General features: G+C 33.9%; 17 protein-coding genes and 1 riboswitch. Of the genes, 10 read left to right on the forward strand and 7 right to left on the reverse strand.

Annotated features, from left to right (window positions below):
- Positions 1-131 precede the first annotated feature (131 nt).
- The 6 genes from NTHER_RS01450 (at position 132) to NTHER_RS01480 (ending at position 6,127) form a co-directional block, all read left to right on the forward strand.
- Positions 132-329: a hypothetical protein gene (locus NTHER_RS01450; RefSeq protein ID WP_012446750.1), complete on the forward strand. Its 198-nt coding sequence runs from the start codon at positions 132-134 to the stop codon at positions 327-329.
- Positions 330-497: 168 nt separating this feature from the next.
- Positions 498-1,385 carry a hypothetical protein gene (locus NTHER_RS01455; protein WP_012446751.1) on the forward strand — a complete coding sequence of 296 codons (888 nt, stop codon included), beginning with the start codon at positions 498-500 and terminating at the stop codon, positions 1,383-1,385.
- Between the two features lie 85 nt (positions 1,386-1,470).
- Entirely contained in the window at positions 1,471-2,748 is a 1,278-nt protein-coding gene (locus tag NTHER_RS01460) for an IS110 family transposase (RefSeq protein ID WP_012446752.1), read from the forward strand.
- Positions 2,749-3,281: 533 nt separating this feature from the next.
- Entirely contained in the window at positions 3,282-3,536 is a 255-nt protein-coding gene (locus tag NTHER_RS01470; RefSeq protein WP_012446753.1) for a hypothetical protein, read from the forward strand.
- 259 nt (positions 3,537-3,795) lie between these two features.
- Complete coding sequence (locus NTHER_RS01475; RefSeq protein WP_012446754.1) at positions 3,796-4,707, forward strand: M23 family metallopeptidase; 912 nt, start codon at positions 3,796-3,798, stop codon at positions 4,705-4,707.
- A 148-nt stretch (positions 4,708-4,855) separates the two neighbouring features.
- Positions 4,856-6,127 (forward strand): M20 metallopeptidase family protein, encoded by a 1,272-nt coding sequence (locus NTHER_RS01480; protein ID WP_012446755.1) that lies wholly within the window; start codon positions 4,856-4,858, stop codon positions 6,125-6,127.
- A 176-nt stretch (positions 6,128-6,303) separates the two neighbouring features.
- Here the strand turns inward: NTHER_RS01480 and NTHER_RS01485 are convergent, their stop codons facing one another.
- Positions 6,304-7,506 (reverse strand): cation:proton antiporter, encoded by a 1,203-nt coding sequence (locus NTHER_RS01485; protein WP_012446756.1) that lies wholly within the window; start codon positions 7,504-7,506, stop codon positions 6,304-6,306.
- A 40-nt stretch (positions 7,507-7,546) separates the two neighbouring features.
- Positions 7,547-7,622: riboswitch (Fluoride riboswitch) on the reverse strand.
- Between the two features lie 289 nt (positions 7,623-7,911).
- Between NTHER_RS01485 and NTHER_RS01490 the strand changes: the two genes are divergently transcribed.
- Entirely contained in the window at positions 7,912-8,628 is a 717-nt protein-coding gene (locus NTHER_RS01490) for a 4Fe-4S double cluster binding domain-containing protein (protein ID WP_012446757.1), read from the forward strand.
- Positions 8,629-8,769: 141 nt separating this feature from the next.
- Here NTHER_RS01490 and NTHER_RS01495 read toward each other — a convergent pair whose 3' ends face one another.
- Positions 8,770-9,708: a TraB/GumN family protein gene (locus NTHER_RS01495; protein ID WP_012446758.1), complete on the reverse strand. Its 939-nt coding sequence runs from the start codon at positions 9,706-9,708 to the stop codon at positions 8,770-8,772.
- A 231-nt stretch (positions 9,709-9,939) separates the two neighbouring features.
- Between NTHER_RS01495 and NTHER_RS01500 the strand changes: the two genes are divergently transcribed.
- On the forward strand, positions 9,940-10,821 hold the full coding sequence (locus NTHER_RS01500; protein WP_012446759.1) for a hypothetical protein: 882 nt from the start codon (positions 9,940-9,942) through the stop codon (positions 10,819-10,821).
- Positions 10,822-10,838: 17 nt separating this feature from the next.
- Here the strand turns inward: NTHER_RS01500 and NTHER_RS01505 are convergent, their stop codons facing one another.
- From NTHER_RS01505 to NTHER_RS01520, 4 genes are all read right to left on the reverse strand, one after another.
- Positions 10,839-11,870 carry a sodium:calcium antiporter gene (locus tag NTHER_RS01505; RefSeq protein WP_012446760.1) on the reverse strand — a complete coding sequence of 344 codons (1,032 nt, stop codon included), beginning with the start codon at positions 11,868-11,870 and terminating at the stop codon, positions 10,839-10,841.
- 245 nt (positions 11,871-12,115) lie between these two features.
- Positions 12,116-12,616: a hypothetical protein gene (locus NTHER_RS01510; protein ID WP_012446761.1), complete on the reverse strand. Its 501-nt coding sequence runs from the start codon at positions 12,614-12,616 to the stop codon at positions 12,116-12,118.
- 5 nt (positions 12,617-12,621) lie between these two features.
- Complete coding sequence (locus tag NTHER_RS01515) at positions 12,622-13,827, reverse strand: cation:proton antiporter (protein WP_012446762.1); 1,206 nt, start codon at positions 13,825-13,827, stop codon at positions 12,622-12,624.
- A 58-nt stretch (positions 13,828-13,885) separates the two neighbouring features.
- The gene (locus NTHER_RS01520) at positions 13,886-14,203 is read right to left on the reverse strand and encodes a hypothetical protein (protein ID WP_012446763.1); all 318 of its coding nucleotides are present in this window, start codon (positions 14,201-14,203) and stop codon (positions 13,886-13,888) included.
- Between the two features lie 282 nt (positions 14,204-14,485).
- Between NTHER_RS01520 and NTHER_RS01525 the strand changes: the two genes are divergently transcribed.
- A complete protein-coding gene (locus NTHER_RS01525; protein ID WP_012446764.1) occupies positions 14,486-15,085 on the forward strand; it encodes a nitroreductase family protein in 600 nt (199 codons plus the stop codon).
- A gap of 71 nt (positions 15,086-15,156) precedes the next feature.
- Positions 15,157-15,780 carry an O-methyltransferase gene (locus tag NTHER_RS01530; protein WP_012446765.1) on the forward strand — a complete coding sequence of 208 codons (624 nt, stop codon included), beginning with the start codon at positions 15,157-15,159 and terminating at the stop codon, positions 15,778-15,780.
- On the opposite strand, the gene thiT is transcribed toward NTHER_RS01530, so the two are convergent.
- Entirely contained in the window at positions 15,770-16,327 is a 558-nt protein-coding gene (thiT, locus tag NTHER_RS01535; protein ID WP_012446766.1) for an energy-coupled thiamine transporter ThiT, read from the reverse strand. The two genes, NTHER_RS01530 and thiT, sit on opposite strands and share 11 nt — an antisense overlap.
- Positions 16,328-16,382 lie beyond the last annotated feature (55 nt).

Here is a 16,382-nt window from a genome sequence, read left to right on the forward strand (position 1 = left end):
GAGTTAGAATAGTGCTTACAAGATATTGGATGTGTCTAGTAACGTAGTGATTTAAGAACTATTATACTTTAATAAATTTTGATGTACTATTATAAATTAACTAGCTTTTTAATAAAGGTGGGGTGGATAATATGAAAAACACCAAATTAATTGTTTTAGTTTTAGTGGTTATTAGTGCATTTTTGGGACCACTATTGTTTTCAGAAATTATGCCAGGAGGAGATGTAAACACAAATTTAATTTGGGGATCAATTATAGTCCTTGCCGCTGTAGTGTCTATGAGTACTTCATTAATATTAGAAAAATTAGATGAACTAAAAAATAAATGATGATTAATAAAAACTTTATAGTCTTTTGAGAATTTTATTAGGTTTCTCTAGTCTGATGGGTGGTCAGTTAAAGAAATGGACTGATGAACATATTCTGATTACTGCGTTGTATTTGATATTTTAGGTAAATTACTAAATAAGATATCAATTTTAAAGAAGGAGGACTCTATGTTACGAAAATCATATCTCAACGAAGCTGCTATTCTTATTGCAGTTATCGTACTTTTATTAATTTTTAATATAACATATGGAAATTGGAACCTTTCTCTTATGTTTAATGAAAAAACAGTGGATTTAGAAGGGGAAATGACAACCTCTGACGGTTATTTAACTTTAGAGCCTAGAGAGCTTATCCTTGATCACTCGAAGGTTACTTTATTGGTGGATTATCAAGTTGATGATAAGTTAAGGGAACTAGGATTTCAGTTTTCCGACACAACTACTCCGAGGTTACTATTAGCCAAAGAAAGTGATGTTGATAGGGAAAACTCTACTCTTCGAATGGCAAAGGGAACTCATCCTGATTCATCTGAAAAAATAACAGAGGATGACGAAGAATATTTCAAATATGAATATTGGTATCAAGACTTTCCTTATGAACTAGAAGAAAACTTGACTATTTCTATAGACAAGGCCTATATGAGTAAATCTCATCAAGAAGAATTTTCAGTTGAACCAGGAGACAGTGTGGAAGTAGAAATACCTGGCATAGGTAAATACCAGGGAGAATTGGGTGAACCAGAAAAAAACCTTGATGACTTAGATACAATAACATTTAAAGGAGAAACCACTTCCGAACATTTTGATTATGGTTTTGAAGTCAGGGACTATTTGAAAAGTGTAATAGAAGACCAGGAAATTACACCAAAGCAGATTGGTGGTAGTAGAAGTTCAGGAAGGGATTCATCCCATCAAACAATTGAAAGGACTTATAGAGTGGAAGATTCACAGTTCTGGGAGGGTGAATTATTGTTTAGTATAGGAAGAGTAAGGATACCTCTTGGAAATAGATTTGAAGCTCCTTATATGGATATAAACGTAACAGGAAAAAAGTGAAGTAACAGTTCACAGTTTTTAGGTAAATAAAGTCAGTACTTGCATGCTTGTGGCAAAGTGAATTTCCTACCAAAGGAGAGCTAATATGATAGGTTTGTGGACGTATTTTAAAAAAGTAAATGCAGGGCATGTATTTTTCCCTTTTGGGGTCTTGGGTAGTAGTTTTATAGTAGATGAGAGCAAAAAATATGCTATCCAAGAATTCAAAAAAATATATATGGGTGTTTTATCAGTACTATTACTTCTACAACTTAGTACAAGAGATCCGTATATATTTGGGCTAAATATTACATCTGCCTTCTTTGTGGGGGTTATATTAAGAATAATTGTTACTAGGCTGCTAGTTTTAAATAGCCAAAAAAGCATGGAAAAACTTACTCTTGAAAAGCGGAAACAGATATTATTTGATCAAGATAAAAAAGATAGCTTTCTTGTAGTTATGTTGTCTTCTATAGTGTTATTTTCATTATCAATTTATCTTCTTATAGAATTTGGTTTTGGTGGTACATTTTCTCTTGTCATTTCAATTTTATCTACGATTTATTATCTTCTGCTAACAGATGACTTAAGGCGTGTAAAAGGTAGGGTAGACAATTGGTTAGATCGCTACTTCCCAGAATTCAGCACAGTGTTCAAGAACTGGGATGGAAAAGCAGCATTATTAACCCTAAAAAGTTTTCCCCTACCAAAAGAAATATTAGGTCATAGTGAAGAAGAGATAGTAAGTTGCTGGAAACAAGAAGTAAATCGAGCAGTAGGTAAAAAAAGAGCAAAAAAGCTGAAAGAAGCAGCCCAAAACAGTACTGGGCTAACAGAAGGCGAGATAATGGCAAGACAAGAATTGAAAACCCTATTGTCGCAGTATGACGCCTTAATAGAAGAGTTAGAACAAGTACTTGTTCAGATAGAAAATATTTTAAAAGAAATTCCAGGAGCAGAAGAAATGATGAGTATTCCTGGAGTAGGGATGGTAACAGTGGCAGGATTTTTGGCTGAAGTGGGTGATCTTTCTAATTATCAACATCCAAATCAAATTAAGAAGCTGGCAGGCTTAAATCTAAAAGAGAACAGTTCAGGTAAGCACAAAGGTGAAACCAAGATAACCAAACGAGGTCGACCTCGTTTGAGAGGACTCTTATATCGCTGCGTGATTCCATTAGTAGCCAAAAACCCTGAATTTAAGTTATTACACGATTATTATACCACAAGGCCAGAAAATCCCTTAAAAAAGAAACAATCGCTTGTAGCATTAGCGTGTAGGTTGATCAGAGTTTTGTTTGCCCTAGGTACCAAAAAGACACCTTATAATGGCAGGATGATGTTAAAGAACAGTTCATTAAATTTATTGCAGGATGCTGCATAAGCAGCCAAATTGGAGTCTTAAGAATTTATACTACATCTACAAAAGGAGCACGGAGAAGCCAGTCATAATAATCCATTCGGGCATTGACCCTGCTAAGGAGCAAAACTGGCCTCCACCCTTGGCTAGGTAGAACGAAGGAATTTATAAGGGCCATAAAGGACCCAGTGAGATATGGGAGGTAAAACCACCAAGGAATAAGTGGAGATCCATTAAATGTGCCACCATATTTTGCCAGGAACAACCCTTATTTAAAGGCACTCCTGTTTTACAAAAATTTCATTAAATGAAATTTTCTGCCTAGTCCTTAAAATGGATGGTAGTGAAATCTTGAGAATGAGTGAGTATATTGAAGAAATAATTAATTTATAGAGGGAGGATAAAAATGGATATAATTATACCTCTTTTATATAGTGCCGATTTATATTCTTTATGCTATTGTAAAAGTTGCAGTTAAACATGCTATTGAGGATTTAAAAAAAGATGGAAAACTATAAATTCAAGAACTTCATAGATTGCTATTGTGAGGTGATATTTTGGACATTAGATTAATTATTTTATTATTAGGTGTTTTATCAGGTGGAAGTCTTATAATATTTGAAAAAATTAAGGGTAAAAAATTAATTTCTAGAGATCGTTGGGAGCTTTATTCTTCAATATTTTTTACTGTACTGATGTTTATTTCTTCTATCAAATCTTTTTTTGAATCAGGAGCACTTATCTCTTTAGTTTTTGTAGGTTTCTTTATTGCTGGAATAATTATGGTGGTGAAAGCCAAGCAGAAGTTATAGAGGTGGAAAATTGATATTCTATGCATAAGTTAAAGTTACTTTAGAGAGGGGTGAATTAAAATATTTGAGTTTTAGACTTATTAAATTTATTCTTATTTAAAAGAAAATGGAGTGAAATGTAGAGTCAAAATAGCTATACTTAAATGATTATTTTTGTTCCCCAACAAAAAAGTGTAAAATACAGAGGAAAAATATAACTCGAAGAGATATTGGCTTATTAGTCATGTTAAGTATCGCACTAGTACAAGGAGGATTTTGCATGTGTATTAATAATGAGTTGAAAAAATATAGAATTAAATTTTTCTTGCAGGAGTTTTCTAGAAATGCAAAGTATATAGGTATATTTAGTGTTGTGTTAACATTTTTTTTTGATTCAATAGTTTTTTCATTACTTTCGTTGTTTGCTATATTTGCTATTGTTGAAGTTGTTTTAGATTTTTCAGTTCATAAAGCAGGAATACTTCAATATGTTGGAATTATAATAAACAAAATAAAGCACGGTAATAAAACACCGTCTATAAGTAATTATGAAAATGAAATAGAGTATTCTCTACCTTTTAAAGGTAAATGGATAGCCATAAATGGTAGTTACACCAAGGAACATTCACATTCATGGAGTATTCCAACTCAGAGATATGCTTATGATTTTGTTATTATTGATGAAAAAGGGAAAACATTTGAAAATGAATTAAATAAAAATAAAAATTATTATTGTTATGATAAGGATATTTTAGCTCCAGCAGATGGTGAAGTGGTTGAAGTTTATAATAAAGCGGAAGATAGTATAATACTTAAACCAGGAAAATTTTTATCAAGATCACCGCATGTTGCAGGGAATTATATTATTATAAAACATACTGAAAATGAATATAGTACACTAGCCCATTTGAAAAAAGACAGTATACGTGTAAATAAGGGTGATAAGGTATTGCGAGGTGAAGTTATTGCAAAATGTGGCAATACGGGTAATTCAACAGAGCCGCATTTACACTTTCAATTACAAGGTGGAAGGAGCTTTTATAATAGTATAGGTTTGCCTATAAAATTTAGAGATATTATGATTGAAACTCCTCCTATGGAATACAAGAAAATAGATCCAAGAACAACTATTTCAAAAGAGGAAATTATAGAAGGGTATATAACACGTGGGTATATTGTTTATAACAATTAAACTACTTGCTATGGTCTATGCTGTTAACTTATTGTTAGAACAATGGGTAACAAAAAAGGTTCTATATATCTGAAATGTATTCAATATATGTTTTCGGTTATTGAATTTTTATCGGAAAATCAATATTAAGAAGTAAGGAGTTGATCAATTGACATTAAATCTTCAAAGCATTTTACACGAAGCTAAAGAGATGGAACAAGAGATTGTAAATTTTAGAAGAATATTTCACGAAAATCCCGAACTAGGTCTAGAGGAGCATGTAACCTCTGATAAAGTTATGGAGGAATTAAAACAGCTAAACTTGGACGAAGTTATCAAGATCGGTACTAAAGAAAGTGTTATAGAAGAGCTTTCCCTATTAAATGAAACTATAAAAGATACTCATGGGCCAACTGGTGTCTTAGGAGTTATTAAAGGGCAAGCTGGACCAGGACCCACGGTTTTATTGAGAGCTGATATGGACGCATTAGTAGTTAATGAGTCCACAGATGAAGACCATATACCATATAGTAAAGGGTTTTCTTCTAAAAATGACAGGGTTATGCATGCATGTGGACATGATGCGCATACTGCCATGTTATTAGGTGCTGCCAAAATATTAAGTAAATTTAAAGATAAGTTATCAGGTACTATTAAATTTATCTTCCAACCCGATGAAGAACGTGGATGTGGAGCTAAAATCATGTGTAAAGAAGGTATTATGGAAGATGTGGACGCTGTATTTGGGATCCATGTTTGGAAAACAGTTGACTCAGGAAAAGTGATGATTCACCAAGGCCCCACCATGGCTTCAGTGGATAATTTTTGGATAAATATAAATGGTGGAGGTGGGCATAGCTCTAGTCCTCATGAAACTAAAGATCCTATACTAGCATCATCAGAAATGGTTAACTCTATATACAGAATGCACGATAGAGAATTGAATTCAGTCAATGCAAGTCTTGTAACAGTAGAACAAATAGAATCCAAGGCTGATTGGGGTGTGATTCCTAGTAGTGCTCAATTAAGGGGTACTATTAGAACTTTTAGTGAGTCAGATAGAAATTATATTATCAAAAGAATGACAGATCTATGTAATGTAACCTCTCAGTTTCATAATCTAGAATGTTCTTTTGAAAGCCTGAATGTTTTCCCACCATTAAATAACAATCGAGAAATGGCTATACTAGCTCAAGACACGGTTTCTGATCTATTAGGAGAAGAAAAAATTGAAACAGGAGATCCTATTATGAGTGGTGAAGATTTTTCATATTACTTAAAAGAATCTCCAGGTGCTTTTATCTTTCTTGGAAATTATAATGAAGATAAAGGTATTATACACCCACATCATAACCCCAAGTTTGATATTGACGAAGACATCCTTCATAAAGGTACAGCTCTCTATATATCTTTAGCTTTAAAGTTTTTAAATAACCAATAACTTTGTTCTCCAAACAATCATTGTACAGTGCATAGGAAGATAATCGAATAGGTAAGTAGATAATTATTTTATCGACCTCTCACACCAAATCTAATCTACCCCTTAGTGGCTAAAATGATCTGTTAGATCCAAAAGTTCACTACTTGGGGTAGATATTTTAATTGATTATCAGATTATTATTCTATTGAGGAAAGTTCAGCAGTTTCATCACTTTCACTATCAAGAAGTTTATCGGCAAAAAAGTTAATTCCAAGTGCACCTAAAGGTGCTGTATAGATTACCGACAAAACGGCTAGTGCCAGGATTAATTCTCCTCCGGGTAGCCCCATTGACAAAGGAACTCCACCCATTGCAGCTTGAACGGTAGCCTTAGGGCTGTATGAAATTCCGCAGAAAAGTCTTTCTTTAGGATTTAAATTTGAGCCTAAAGTTGATATATAGACTCCCAACATTCTTATAAATACTCCGACTGTAATTATTAAAATTCCCAGTGGTCCCGCACTAATTGCTAAAGATACATCTACAATAGAGCCGATTAATACAAATAAGAATATCTCTCCAAAAGACCATACTCCTTTTAGCTTCTTTGAAAATTCCTCTGCAAACAATTTATGTTTTTCTAAAAGGTAAGCACCAGCTATCATGATGGCAAGTAGGCCGGCAACTTGTAAATAGGAGCTTACAACATAGGCAAAAAGAGCTCCTACTGCTAATACTACCATTCTATCACTGTCGGCCATTTCAAATTTTTGATAGATCTTTGTCAGGATAAAACCTACGAAGAGGCCAAATAAGATACCTCCTATTATCTCTCTCGGAATAGCTAGTAAACTTAAAAGGGTGCCACCGGCACCTCCATTGACAAGGCCAAGAAAAATAGAGATAAGAGTTATGGCAAATACATCATCAATTGAAGCCCCAGCTAAAATCATTACAGGAATCCCTTTATCTTTACCAAGGCCTCTATCTTTTAATTTCAACATAGAGGGGACTATTACCGCTGGGCTAACAGCTGCTATAATAAAACCCAATATACCAGCTTCGACAAACCCAAGCTCAAATAGGTAATAAGCTAATAAAAGTACAGTAAACCCTTCCATTAAACATGGCAGCGAACCTAACTTAAGAGAGAGTACTCCCACCTTATTTAAAGTTTCACGCCTTAATCCAAGACCCGCTCTAAGCAAGATTAAAATCAATGCAAGCAACCTAATGTCATCAGAGATAGCCAAAATTTCACTTGAAATCAAATCTAAATAATTTGGTCCTAACAAAATACCCGCAAGAAGCATTCCTAACAAACCTGGAAGGTTTAACTTTTCAAAAGCTTTTCCCATAATGAAGCCGGCAATTAGTATAATCAAAATACTTTCAATCATTGTAAATCATCCCTTTCTTAAAAAAATAGACTCCTACCCTGATAGGGTAGGAGCCATTAGCTTCTAAGAAAGCAGTTTGGAATTTAATCCTGGCGAGCTCCATCGCCGTCAAATCCAAATTTTACTTTATTTTTAGTTTATAGTATGCACTTCTAAATTGTCAATATGATTGCCTATGCATTTTTCACGTTATCAGTAAAAATGTTGCTATTTTCAAAAAATGTTACGAAGGGATTCCACTCTCATATTATGATCATCAAAGAACAAAAAATAGCAATTTTGGAGGTATTTGCGATGCTAAATCGAATGGAATTAATATAACCGCCTGTCTACTACTTGCGTAATAATAACGATGTTAGATGAAATCTTCTAAATTAGCTTCAGGATGATAAATGAGTAGAAAGGATGATTAAAGTGGGTTTAAACGAGCGGATAAAAGAATTGTCACTACAGCACGGAGTTACTCATTTTGGCGTTGCATATTTGTCGAAGGCGAAACAAGCTATTCTTAGTCAAGGTGGTTCGGAGATTGCGAGTTTTCCTTATTCTATTTCTTTAGGTATTTCGTTAATAAATCATATTGTTGATCAATTGCCAAGAAGGTCTGAACGATCTGTAGCACTTAACTATAGGCATCATGCTTATGATGTTATTAACCAACGGTTAGACACGATTGCATCAATAGTTAGTGGTTTCATACAACAACAGGGATATACTGTACTTCCTATTCCAGCGTCAAAACGAATTGATGACGAACGAATTTGTGCCTCTTTTTCCCATAAGATGGGAGCAAGTCTATCAGGACAGGGATGGATCGGTAAGAATTGCTTATTAATTACGCCTGATAGTGGACCTCGAGTAAGGTGGGTATCAATTTTGACAGATGCTCCAGTTGAACCAACAGGACAACTTATGGAAGAGCAATGTGGCGATTGCTCAGCTTGCGTAGATGTATGTCCAGTGAAAGCATTTACAGGAAAACCTTTTAATGAAGAAGAGCCTCGAGAAGTAAGATATGACGCTAAAAAGTGTAATAAATATTTTGAAAAAATGAAGGAAAAAGGTCAGATAGAAGCTTGTGGGATGTGTTTATATGTTTGTCCATATGGGAGAAAACAGTAAATAAAGACTCCCAGGATTAAAACCATATAAAAAACCAGTGGTTAACTATATCTATAACCACTGGTTTTTTCGTACTGAACAATTTTTTGTCTTAACTGTTTTATGGTGGGAAGTGCTAAGTACTGGGAAAATCAATATCTTTTAATGCAAGCTTTCCACATCATATCCTCTATCTCTTAACTGATCAGGTATACTGTTTTCACCAGCCAAATGCATGGAACCTACGACTATAAAATAAGTGTCTTCGCTATCATCATTGAGAATATCTTCTATTTCATTTGTCATTTGTTCGTCCCGACCATCCCACATGGCTAATTGATAATCTTTAATTGATTCAGTTTCGGATTCTTCAATTTGCTGTTCCCTTATATCAGCTAACTCCTCTGTATTTCCTTCCTGCCAAAGGGTAATTAATTCTTCTAGTTCCTCTTCAACATATTCAATCTCTTCTAATGTATTTTCTAAATAAATCTCTTGAGACTCATCGGATAATTTATTATAAATACCTATTTGATCTTCAATAGTCTCAAGACTAATCGTTTCCATTTCTTTATCTTCTAATTGTTCAATAAAGTAGTTTTCGATACCGTATTCCGGTGAAAGGCCTGCTTCGTTAATGGCAATTTCTGATGCAATCAAAGCTCCATACCAGGGTTTAAAGTTATTTAAAGTTTCCCGGTCAATTCCAATACTCACTGCCATATCGGCAACTTCCTCAAAAGTTTCCTCTGATACAACATCGGTCATTTTGGTTCCATCGTGATACATACCCAGTGTTGCCATTTGTTGGCCGATTTCCATTTCTGTCATGCCAGCCATATCAATTTCAAGTCCAAGCACATCGGCCTCTTGAAAGGCATCTTCAACTTTGGGGCTCAAAGGGTACATGTCTTCATGTCCCACATGGACAGAACCAAACAAGTACACTTGATTAGTTCCACCTTCTACTTCATAGAAAATACCTTTTGATTCTTCATCAACTGCAGCTTCTTCTGGACCGCATGCTGTTAAGAGTATTAGCACACTTAACATTCCTAAAATTTTAACTACTTTTGATCTTGTAACACCTAAAAAATCCATTCCCTTTCCCCCTTTTATTAGATACTGATTATTATTTCACTATTGAAATTGTATAGCTTGAAACTGAACGTAGCTGGGCTAAAACTATTTCCAAAACTATTATTTTTATTTTATCATGGCATAAGGTGATTTCAAGTGTCCTGACAATACTATTACAAATTTTAGTATAAAAATTATTTTTATAAAGGGGAATTTAAAAATATCTCGAAACAGAGTGAAGGGGGGGATTAAATGTTATTACAGAAAAAATTTGTAAAAGAAACTATCTTATTTGTTGCCGTAATAATCTTGTTGTTTTCTTTTTTAGTATGGTATGGGAATTGGAATTTAGAGTTGCTATTTAACGAAAAAGTAATTGATTTAGAGGGAGACATGACGACTTCAGATGAGCATTTAACTATTAAGCCTAGAGAAATGATCATAGATCACTCTAAAATCACTATATTAGTTGATTATCAAGTAAATCCAGAGTTAAGACAATTAGACCTTGAATTTACTACTCCTCCTCGACTTTTATTAGAAAAGGAAAACAAAGTAGATAATAATAATTCGACGCTTACAATGCCTAGTGGAGCTTATCCTGATTCATCTGAAAAAATAGAGACAATTGATGAGAGCTATTTTAAGTACGAGTATTGGTATCAAAATTTTCCGTACGAACTTGAACAAGACCTAACTCTAATTTTAGATAGAACCTACATGAGTAAAGATCACAGTCAAGAAATTTCTGTGGATCCTGGTGATAATGTCGAAGTTGAGATATCAGACATAGGGAAATATAAGGGGAAGTTAAAAGAACCTCAAAAAACTGACGAAGGTTTAGATACAATAACTTTTGAAGGTGAGATACTTTCAGATCAATTTGAGTATGGCTTTAGAGTGCGAGACTATTTAATTAGCATGGTAAACGGTGAAGAGGTAAGACCTACAGGTGCTGGCGGTGGTGGCAGCCCCGGTTCTAATTCCAATTATCAATTTGAACGTGAGTATAGAATAGAAGATAAAATGTTTTGGGAAGGAGATTTAGTACTACAAGTGGGAAGAATAAGAGTACTTATTGGAAATAGGTTTGAATCCCCTTACATGGATTTAAACATTACCGAAGAATTATGATGTTTTAGTTATGGGAATTATGCTATTGAACTGATTAAAAATATTATATATAGAATTAATATCACAATTGCATCAATTCCCAGATAAAAATAGCTTCTTTTGGAGCGGTATATAATACCAGCTGCAATCACATTAGTCATTAATATCCCAATAACAGCTGCATTAAAAATTTCCTGTTCACTAAATTGTAAAATTGGCCCTTTTAAGTAGATTGTGTCTACAATAAATATTAACCCCATATTTAGTATATTGGCTCCTAGAATGCTACCAAAGGCTTGATCAAAGAAGCCTTTTTTAACTGCTGACAGTGTAATAACAAGCTCTGGAAGAGATGTGCTGAGTGCCAGGAATACTACACCTAATAGCCCCTCTGTTAACCCAGTATTTTCTGCGATTGTATCAGCAGCTCCAGATAAAAACCTAGCTGAAACTATGATAATTATGCCCAATACGGCAAACTCAAACACCAGTTTTTTTAAAGATTCAGAACTTCTAGTATTATTTTTCGAATCATTTCTTTCATCAGGTGGTTCTGATGAGTCAACAGGGTCAGTTGATAGATTAGGATTTCTTTTATGATACCGATAATGAATTGTATGTGAAACGAAATAAACAAAAAATATCAATAAACTGCTTCCACCTAAGTGACCAATTGTAAAAAGTTCTTGTTCGACGATGCCTGTAAGGGCTATAGTTAAGATTATTGTCAGCATGGAAACAGCCAGTATATGATCAAAGCTTAACTTTTTAGCTATCGGCCCTTTTCCCTGAGCTATATCCATAAAAAAAATCAAAGATAGATTAAGTAGATTACTTCCAAATAAATTACCCAGGGCAAGATTAGGAGCATCTATAATTATTGCAGAAATTGTAACAGAAAGCTCGGGCAAAGTAGTGACTATTGGTAGCAATAGTACACCGACAAAAGCGCCACCAAGTCCGGTAACTTTACCAATTTTATCTGCAACTGTTGAAAGTCTTTTGCCACTAAAAAATATTGCTGCTGCTGTTCCAATAAAAACTAACCATGTTAATATGATGTTATTCACTTCCTTTACATATTAGTCATAGGAATTCATATTTTAATAAGGATAGCATCACATATTTATAGTTCACTATTTTATTATTGGCAAATTATTCGGTAATTAAAACCCCTCCGGCTTTATTTAGAAATGTTCCTCATTAAGAAATCTTCTCACCTGTTGAAAAGGAATAGGGAACTTCTAAATTCGAAGGGGTTTTTGTTATTTTTTGCAAGTTAAATTATTGTTTGAATATCCAAACGACATTTAACTTACTCGTAAAATAACCTACCCAAATCAAACATTGGAGAAAAATCTTCATTAGCTTCATCCATATAGTCTGATTTGGATGTGAGTTCTTTACAGAAGTCAGAAGTTTTTAGTGTTAGGTCACTGATTAAGTGACTATTTTCTGCCGGTTCGGTTGGTTTATCCGAACGTCCTATTGCCATAATATACACATGGTCTTTAATAGGATATTCCTCGGAAAAAAAATCAAAAGTTATATTAAAACACAAGAAGTTTCGATTACTTATATCAATAATATCAATAGATGAGCTTGATTTGGAATAAACTTGTTTTTGCGAAACGTAATGTGGTTCTACAACTTCTTTGTCTAGTATGTTAATTGATACATTAAAATTAACCGGAAAATTGTTCATGTTTAATACTTTAGTAATTATACTTTTTGAGTTTTGTTTTTTCAAAAGAGGACCCGAATCATATTTGACACTTAATTTATCATTTTCATGATCTAAATTAGGTGATGACATGTGAATTACACCTCCTTAGTTGACGGTGAAAAATCATATTGAATATTAGCTTCACCGGAAGAAACTAAAGCGTATTTAGTGCCGAGGGGTCCAAACAACTCAAATACTGTGATAGCAGCTAATTCAATTGCTGTAATTATTGGAGCAATATCCGGAAATTGACTTTGAACTATCATCAATAAACCAATAGTGACACCAGCTTTAGAAAACATTGCAAAACCTAAATATTTTTGTACTAAAATTGGAGCTTGTGACCATCTGGCACCTAAAAAAGCTCCTCCTACTTTTCCAATACTTCTAGCTACAATGTAAACAGCGGCAAATACCCAGTTCTCCAATAAAATATCCAAGTGTAGTTCAGCTCCGGCTAACACAAAAAAACCTATATAAATGGGTAATTCAATATCTTCTAAATAAGTAATTTCTTTAGGTTTAGAATATAAATTAGCTACGACAAAACCACTGACCATATTAGCTAATAGGGGTGATAGGTTAAGTAGATTGGCCATTCCACTGTTTAAAAGAGCAATTCCGACGAGTAACAGTACTTTATGTTGTCTATTACCTGTTGCCTTAAGTAACAGACAAAGAAAACAACCTAACACTGCTCCTAAAAGTGTAGATCCACCTAATTCAATTATAGGTTCTAATATACTAGCAACTGTGAATCCGTTACCTGCAATTAATCCACCAACTATAGCGGAAATAATACCAAAAAAGATAATACACAATGCATCGTCTACTGCTACTACACCTAATAAAGTACTTGTAAAGGGTCCTTTTGCTTTTGTTTCCCTAACTACTGCCAAAGGAGATGCCGGAGCAGTTGCTGTTGCCATAGCCCCAAGCAACAGAGATACTTCCAGTGATAAGTTTAACAAGTAAAACATTGCAAAAAAGACTACAAAAAAAGCGCCAAAAATTTGTACAACAGTTATCCCTACTATGGCTTTACCCAATTGTTTAAGTTTACTAATTTCTAATTCGCTACCTATGAATAGGGCTATAATTCCCAAGCCTAATATTCTAATAATATTAAGGCTTTCGTTTAATTCACTTGGAATTACGTTTAATAATGATGGGCTTAAAATTAATCCAATAATAATGTATCCCACTACCATAGGTACTTTAAATCTTTGTACTAATTTTCCTCCACAAAAGCCTAGTAATAGAATTACAGCTATTCCTAAACTTTGGTCATAGATTGTCAATTAAGGTCACCTCTAATAGATTGATTGGAAAATAATGGAAATATAAAAGAAATTTTTTTTAAGACAAGCCAATAACATTATCAATTTTATAATAGAAGGCTATTCCGACACCTGGCTCATTTAGATCGATTAGTTTGCCTTCTAATAGTTCGGTGGCTTGTGATAATTTTTCTTCTGAGTCTACTATTGAAAAGATGGTTTTGTTACCTTCTTTACAGTGTTCAAAAAGTTGTCTAACCCCTCCCACAATGGGAATTTTATTTTGACAAACTAATGCATTTCCCATTCCTTCAGAGTCAATTACAGTACCTCCCGGAATTCCGATTTCAATAAATTTCTTTAATAGTTCATCTAAATACTCCGTTTCGTTTAACACTATTACTAAGACATAAATTTAAATCACTCTCCCTTGTAGTTTTAGCTTTTAGCGGCTGCTAAAAAACAACCGCAATTAGATCCTATTATTTTATTATACTCTTCTAAGTATGATTTTCAAGGATATATACATATTAGAATAATTCTTAATTTTGAATAAAAACAAAAGCTAATTATAATAGTAATTGTTAACATGAAGGTGTATTATTACTATTTCTAGAAAACATAATAAAATCTCAGAGAATAAGTGATGGTGATTTATAAACTTGGAGGTGTGTTACTGTTGGAAGGAAATTTTTATACTGCTGTTGAAAAGAGGCGTTCTATCTACGGGATTAGTAAAGAAGCTGTCATTTCCGATGACAAAATTAAAAAAATTATTGAACATGCTGTAAAATTCATTCCATCTGCTTTTAATTCTCAGAGTGGAAGGGTGGTATTATTATTAGGAGAACATCACGATAAATTATGGGAAATTATTAAGGATATTCTTAGAGAAAAAGTATCTGAAAAGAAATTTCCTAAGACCGAAGAAAAACTTAACTCCTTTAAAAGTGGATATGGAACAGTGTTATTTTTTGAAGATCAGGAGCCAGTTCAAGAACTTCAGCAAAAATTCCCCAAGTATAAAGATACTTTTCCAATTTGGTCTCATCATTCTTCCGGCATGTTACAATACGTAGTGTGGACAGCGTTGGAATTAGAAGGTTTTGGCGCATCTTTACAGCATTATAATCCTATAATAGATGATGCTGTAAAAAAAGAATGGGATATTCCTGAAAACTGGGAACTGGTGTCCCAAATGCCCTTTGGTAAACCTACAGCTCCTCCGGGAGAAAAGGAATTTAAACCTCTAGATGAGAGAATAAAGGTTTTTAAATAAGAAACCATAAGTATCTATAGATATCCAATTTTAAAGCCAATGCCAATGCAAAATTAGAGGGGGTAATAAATGTGGATCAAGAAATTTTTAATTATATTCAAAACTACATAGTCAGGGATAATTGTAAATCAGATACTATTAAGGAAGAAGAATATCAACGGGATGATGTACAACCCAGTATAGAGCTGGAGACGGGTAAATTTTTAGGTCTTTTGATTAGGTTGATAAATGCTCAAAAAGTTCTAGAATTTGGTACCTGTCTAGGTTATTCAACTATTTGGTTAGGCGAAGCTGTAAAACAAACTGGAGGGAAAGTTATTTCAATTGAAAAAGACCCTAAACTCTATCAAGAAGCTAAAACAAATATAGAGGAAGCGGGTCTTTCAAATTCTGTAGAACTGGTTTATGGTGATATTAGCGAGAAAATTCGGGACTTAACTGGTCCCTATGATATAATCTTTCAAGATGCTCAAAAATCATTATACCCTAAAGTACTGGAAAACAGTATTAATTTGTTGAATCAGGGTGGGGTGCTTGTTGCAGATGATACCTTATTCAAAGTTAAAGGAGCCCCAAGAAATTTAGGGGCTCCTGTTGATGAATATAATCGCAAAGTAATGTCTGATGATAGACTTTACAGTACTATTTTACCTGTCGGCGATGGTGTTACTTTGAGTTATAAGATTAGACAGTAAAGTATTTTTTCACTCTAGTCAAGGTCAATAAAACTATAACAATTATAGTGATTATTAGTTCCGGAACTAAATAACTGGAATTATACAACAAAGAGTACATCCAGACGCTTTGCCCTTCGGGAGCATAGTCGCCAAAAAACACAGCTCCAGCTAAAAAATGGGAGACAAATCTGACCATTCCACCTAAAATAACACCTGTGACTATAGGTAAGATTATATTGGCCGAGGAATTCGCTTTTCTAATCCATGATGAAAAGGTTCCAGCTAAACCTAATCCTGCAAAAGCTACAGGATAATCCAGGAAAAATTGTATCCAGTGAACTATAAAGCCTGCTACTGCTAGCTGTAATATCCCGAAAGTGACTCCTGCCAGTATTCCGGGTTTTAACCCCCAACGAAAGGCTATGATAAATATAGGTAACATCTCTAAGCTAACAGATCCTCCCTGGGGCATGGTGTAAAGCTTAATCATGCTTAAAAGCAATGCCAAAGCCACTGCGATACCGGTTTCTGCCAGGATTCTGACATTTTTTGATACGTTTTCCATAATGAACTCTCCTTTCCTATATTAAGGCTCTTTTATACTCCTTTGTTGATAGTTG

Source organism: Natranaerobius thermophilus JW/NM-WN-LF (genome assembly GCF_000020005.1).
Lineage (GTDB): Bacteria > Bacillota > Natranaerobiia > Natranaerobiales > Natranaerobiaceae > Natranaerobius > Natranaerobius thermophilus.

What these genes read in the sequence shown, in the direction of transcription:
- NTHER_RS01475 (WP_012446754.1), top strand. Translation starts at nt 3,796, where the DNA reads ATGTGTATTAATAATGAGTTGAAAAAATATAGAATTAAATTTTTCTTG.
- NTHER_RS01500 (WP_012446759.1), top strand. Translation starts at nt 9,940, where the DNA reads ATGTTATTACAGAAAAAATTTGTAAAAGAAACTATCTTATTTGTTGCC.
- NTHER_RS01450 (WP_012446750.1), top strand. Translation starts at nt 132, where the DNA reads ATGAAAAACACCAAATTAATTGTTTTAGTTTTAGTGGTTATTAGTGCA.
- NTHER_RS01495 (WP_012446758.1), bottom strand. Translation starts at nt 9,708, where the DNA reads ATGGATTTTTTAGGTGTTACAAGATCAAAAGTAGTTAAAATTTTAGGA.
- NTHER_RS01490 (WP_012446757.1), top strand. Translation starts at nt 7,912, where the DNA reads ATGATTAAAGTGGGTTTAAACGAGCGGATAAAAGAATTGTCACTACAG.
- NTHER_RS01455 (WP_012446751.1), top strand. Translation starts at nt 498, where the DNA reads ATGTTACGAAAATCATATCTCAACGAAGCTGCTATTCTTATTGCAGTT.
- NTHER_RS01460 (WP_012446752.1), top strand. Translation starts at nt 1,471, where the DNA reads ATGATAGGTTTGTGGACGTATTTTAAAAAAGTAAATGCAGGGCATGTA.
- NTHER_RS01510 (WP_012446761.1), bottom strand. Translation starts at nt 12,616, where the DNA reads ATGTCATCACCTAATTTAGATCATGAAAATGATAAATTAAGTGTCAAA.
- NTHER_RS01485 (WP_012446756.1), bottom strand. Translation starts at nt 7,506, where the DNA reads ATGATTGAAAGTATTTTGATTATACTAATTGCCGGCTTCATTATGGGA.
- thiT (WP_012446766.1), bottom strand. Translation starts at nt 16,327, where the DNA reads ATGGAAAACGTATCAAAAAATGTCAGAATCCTGGCAGAAACCGGTATC.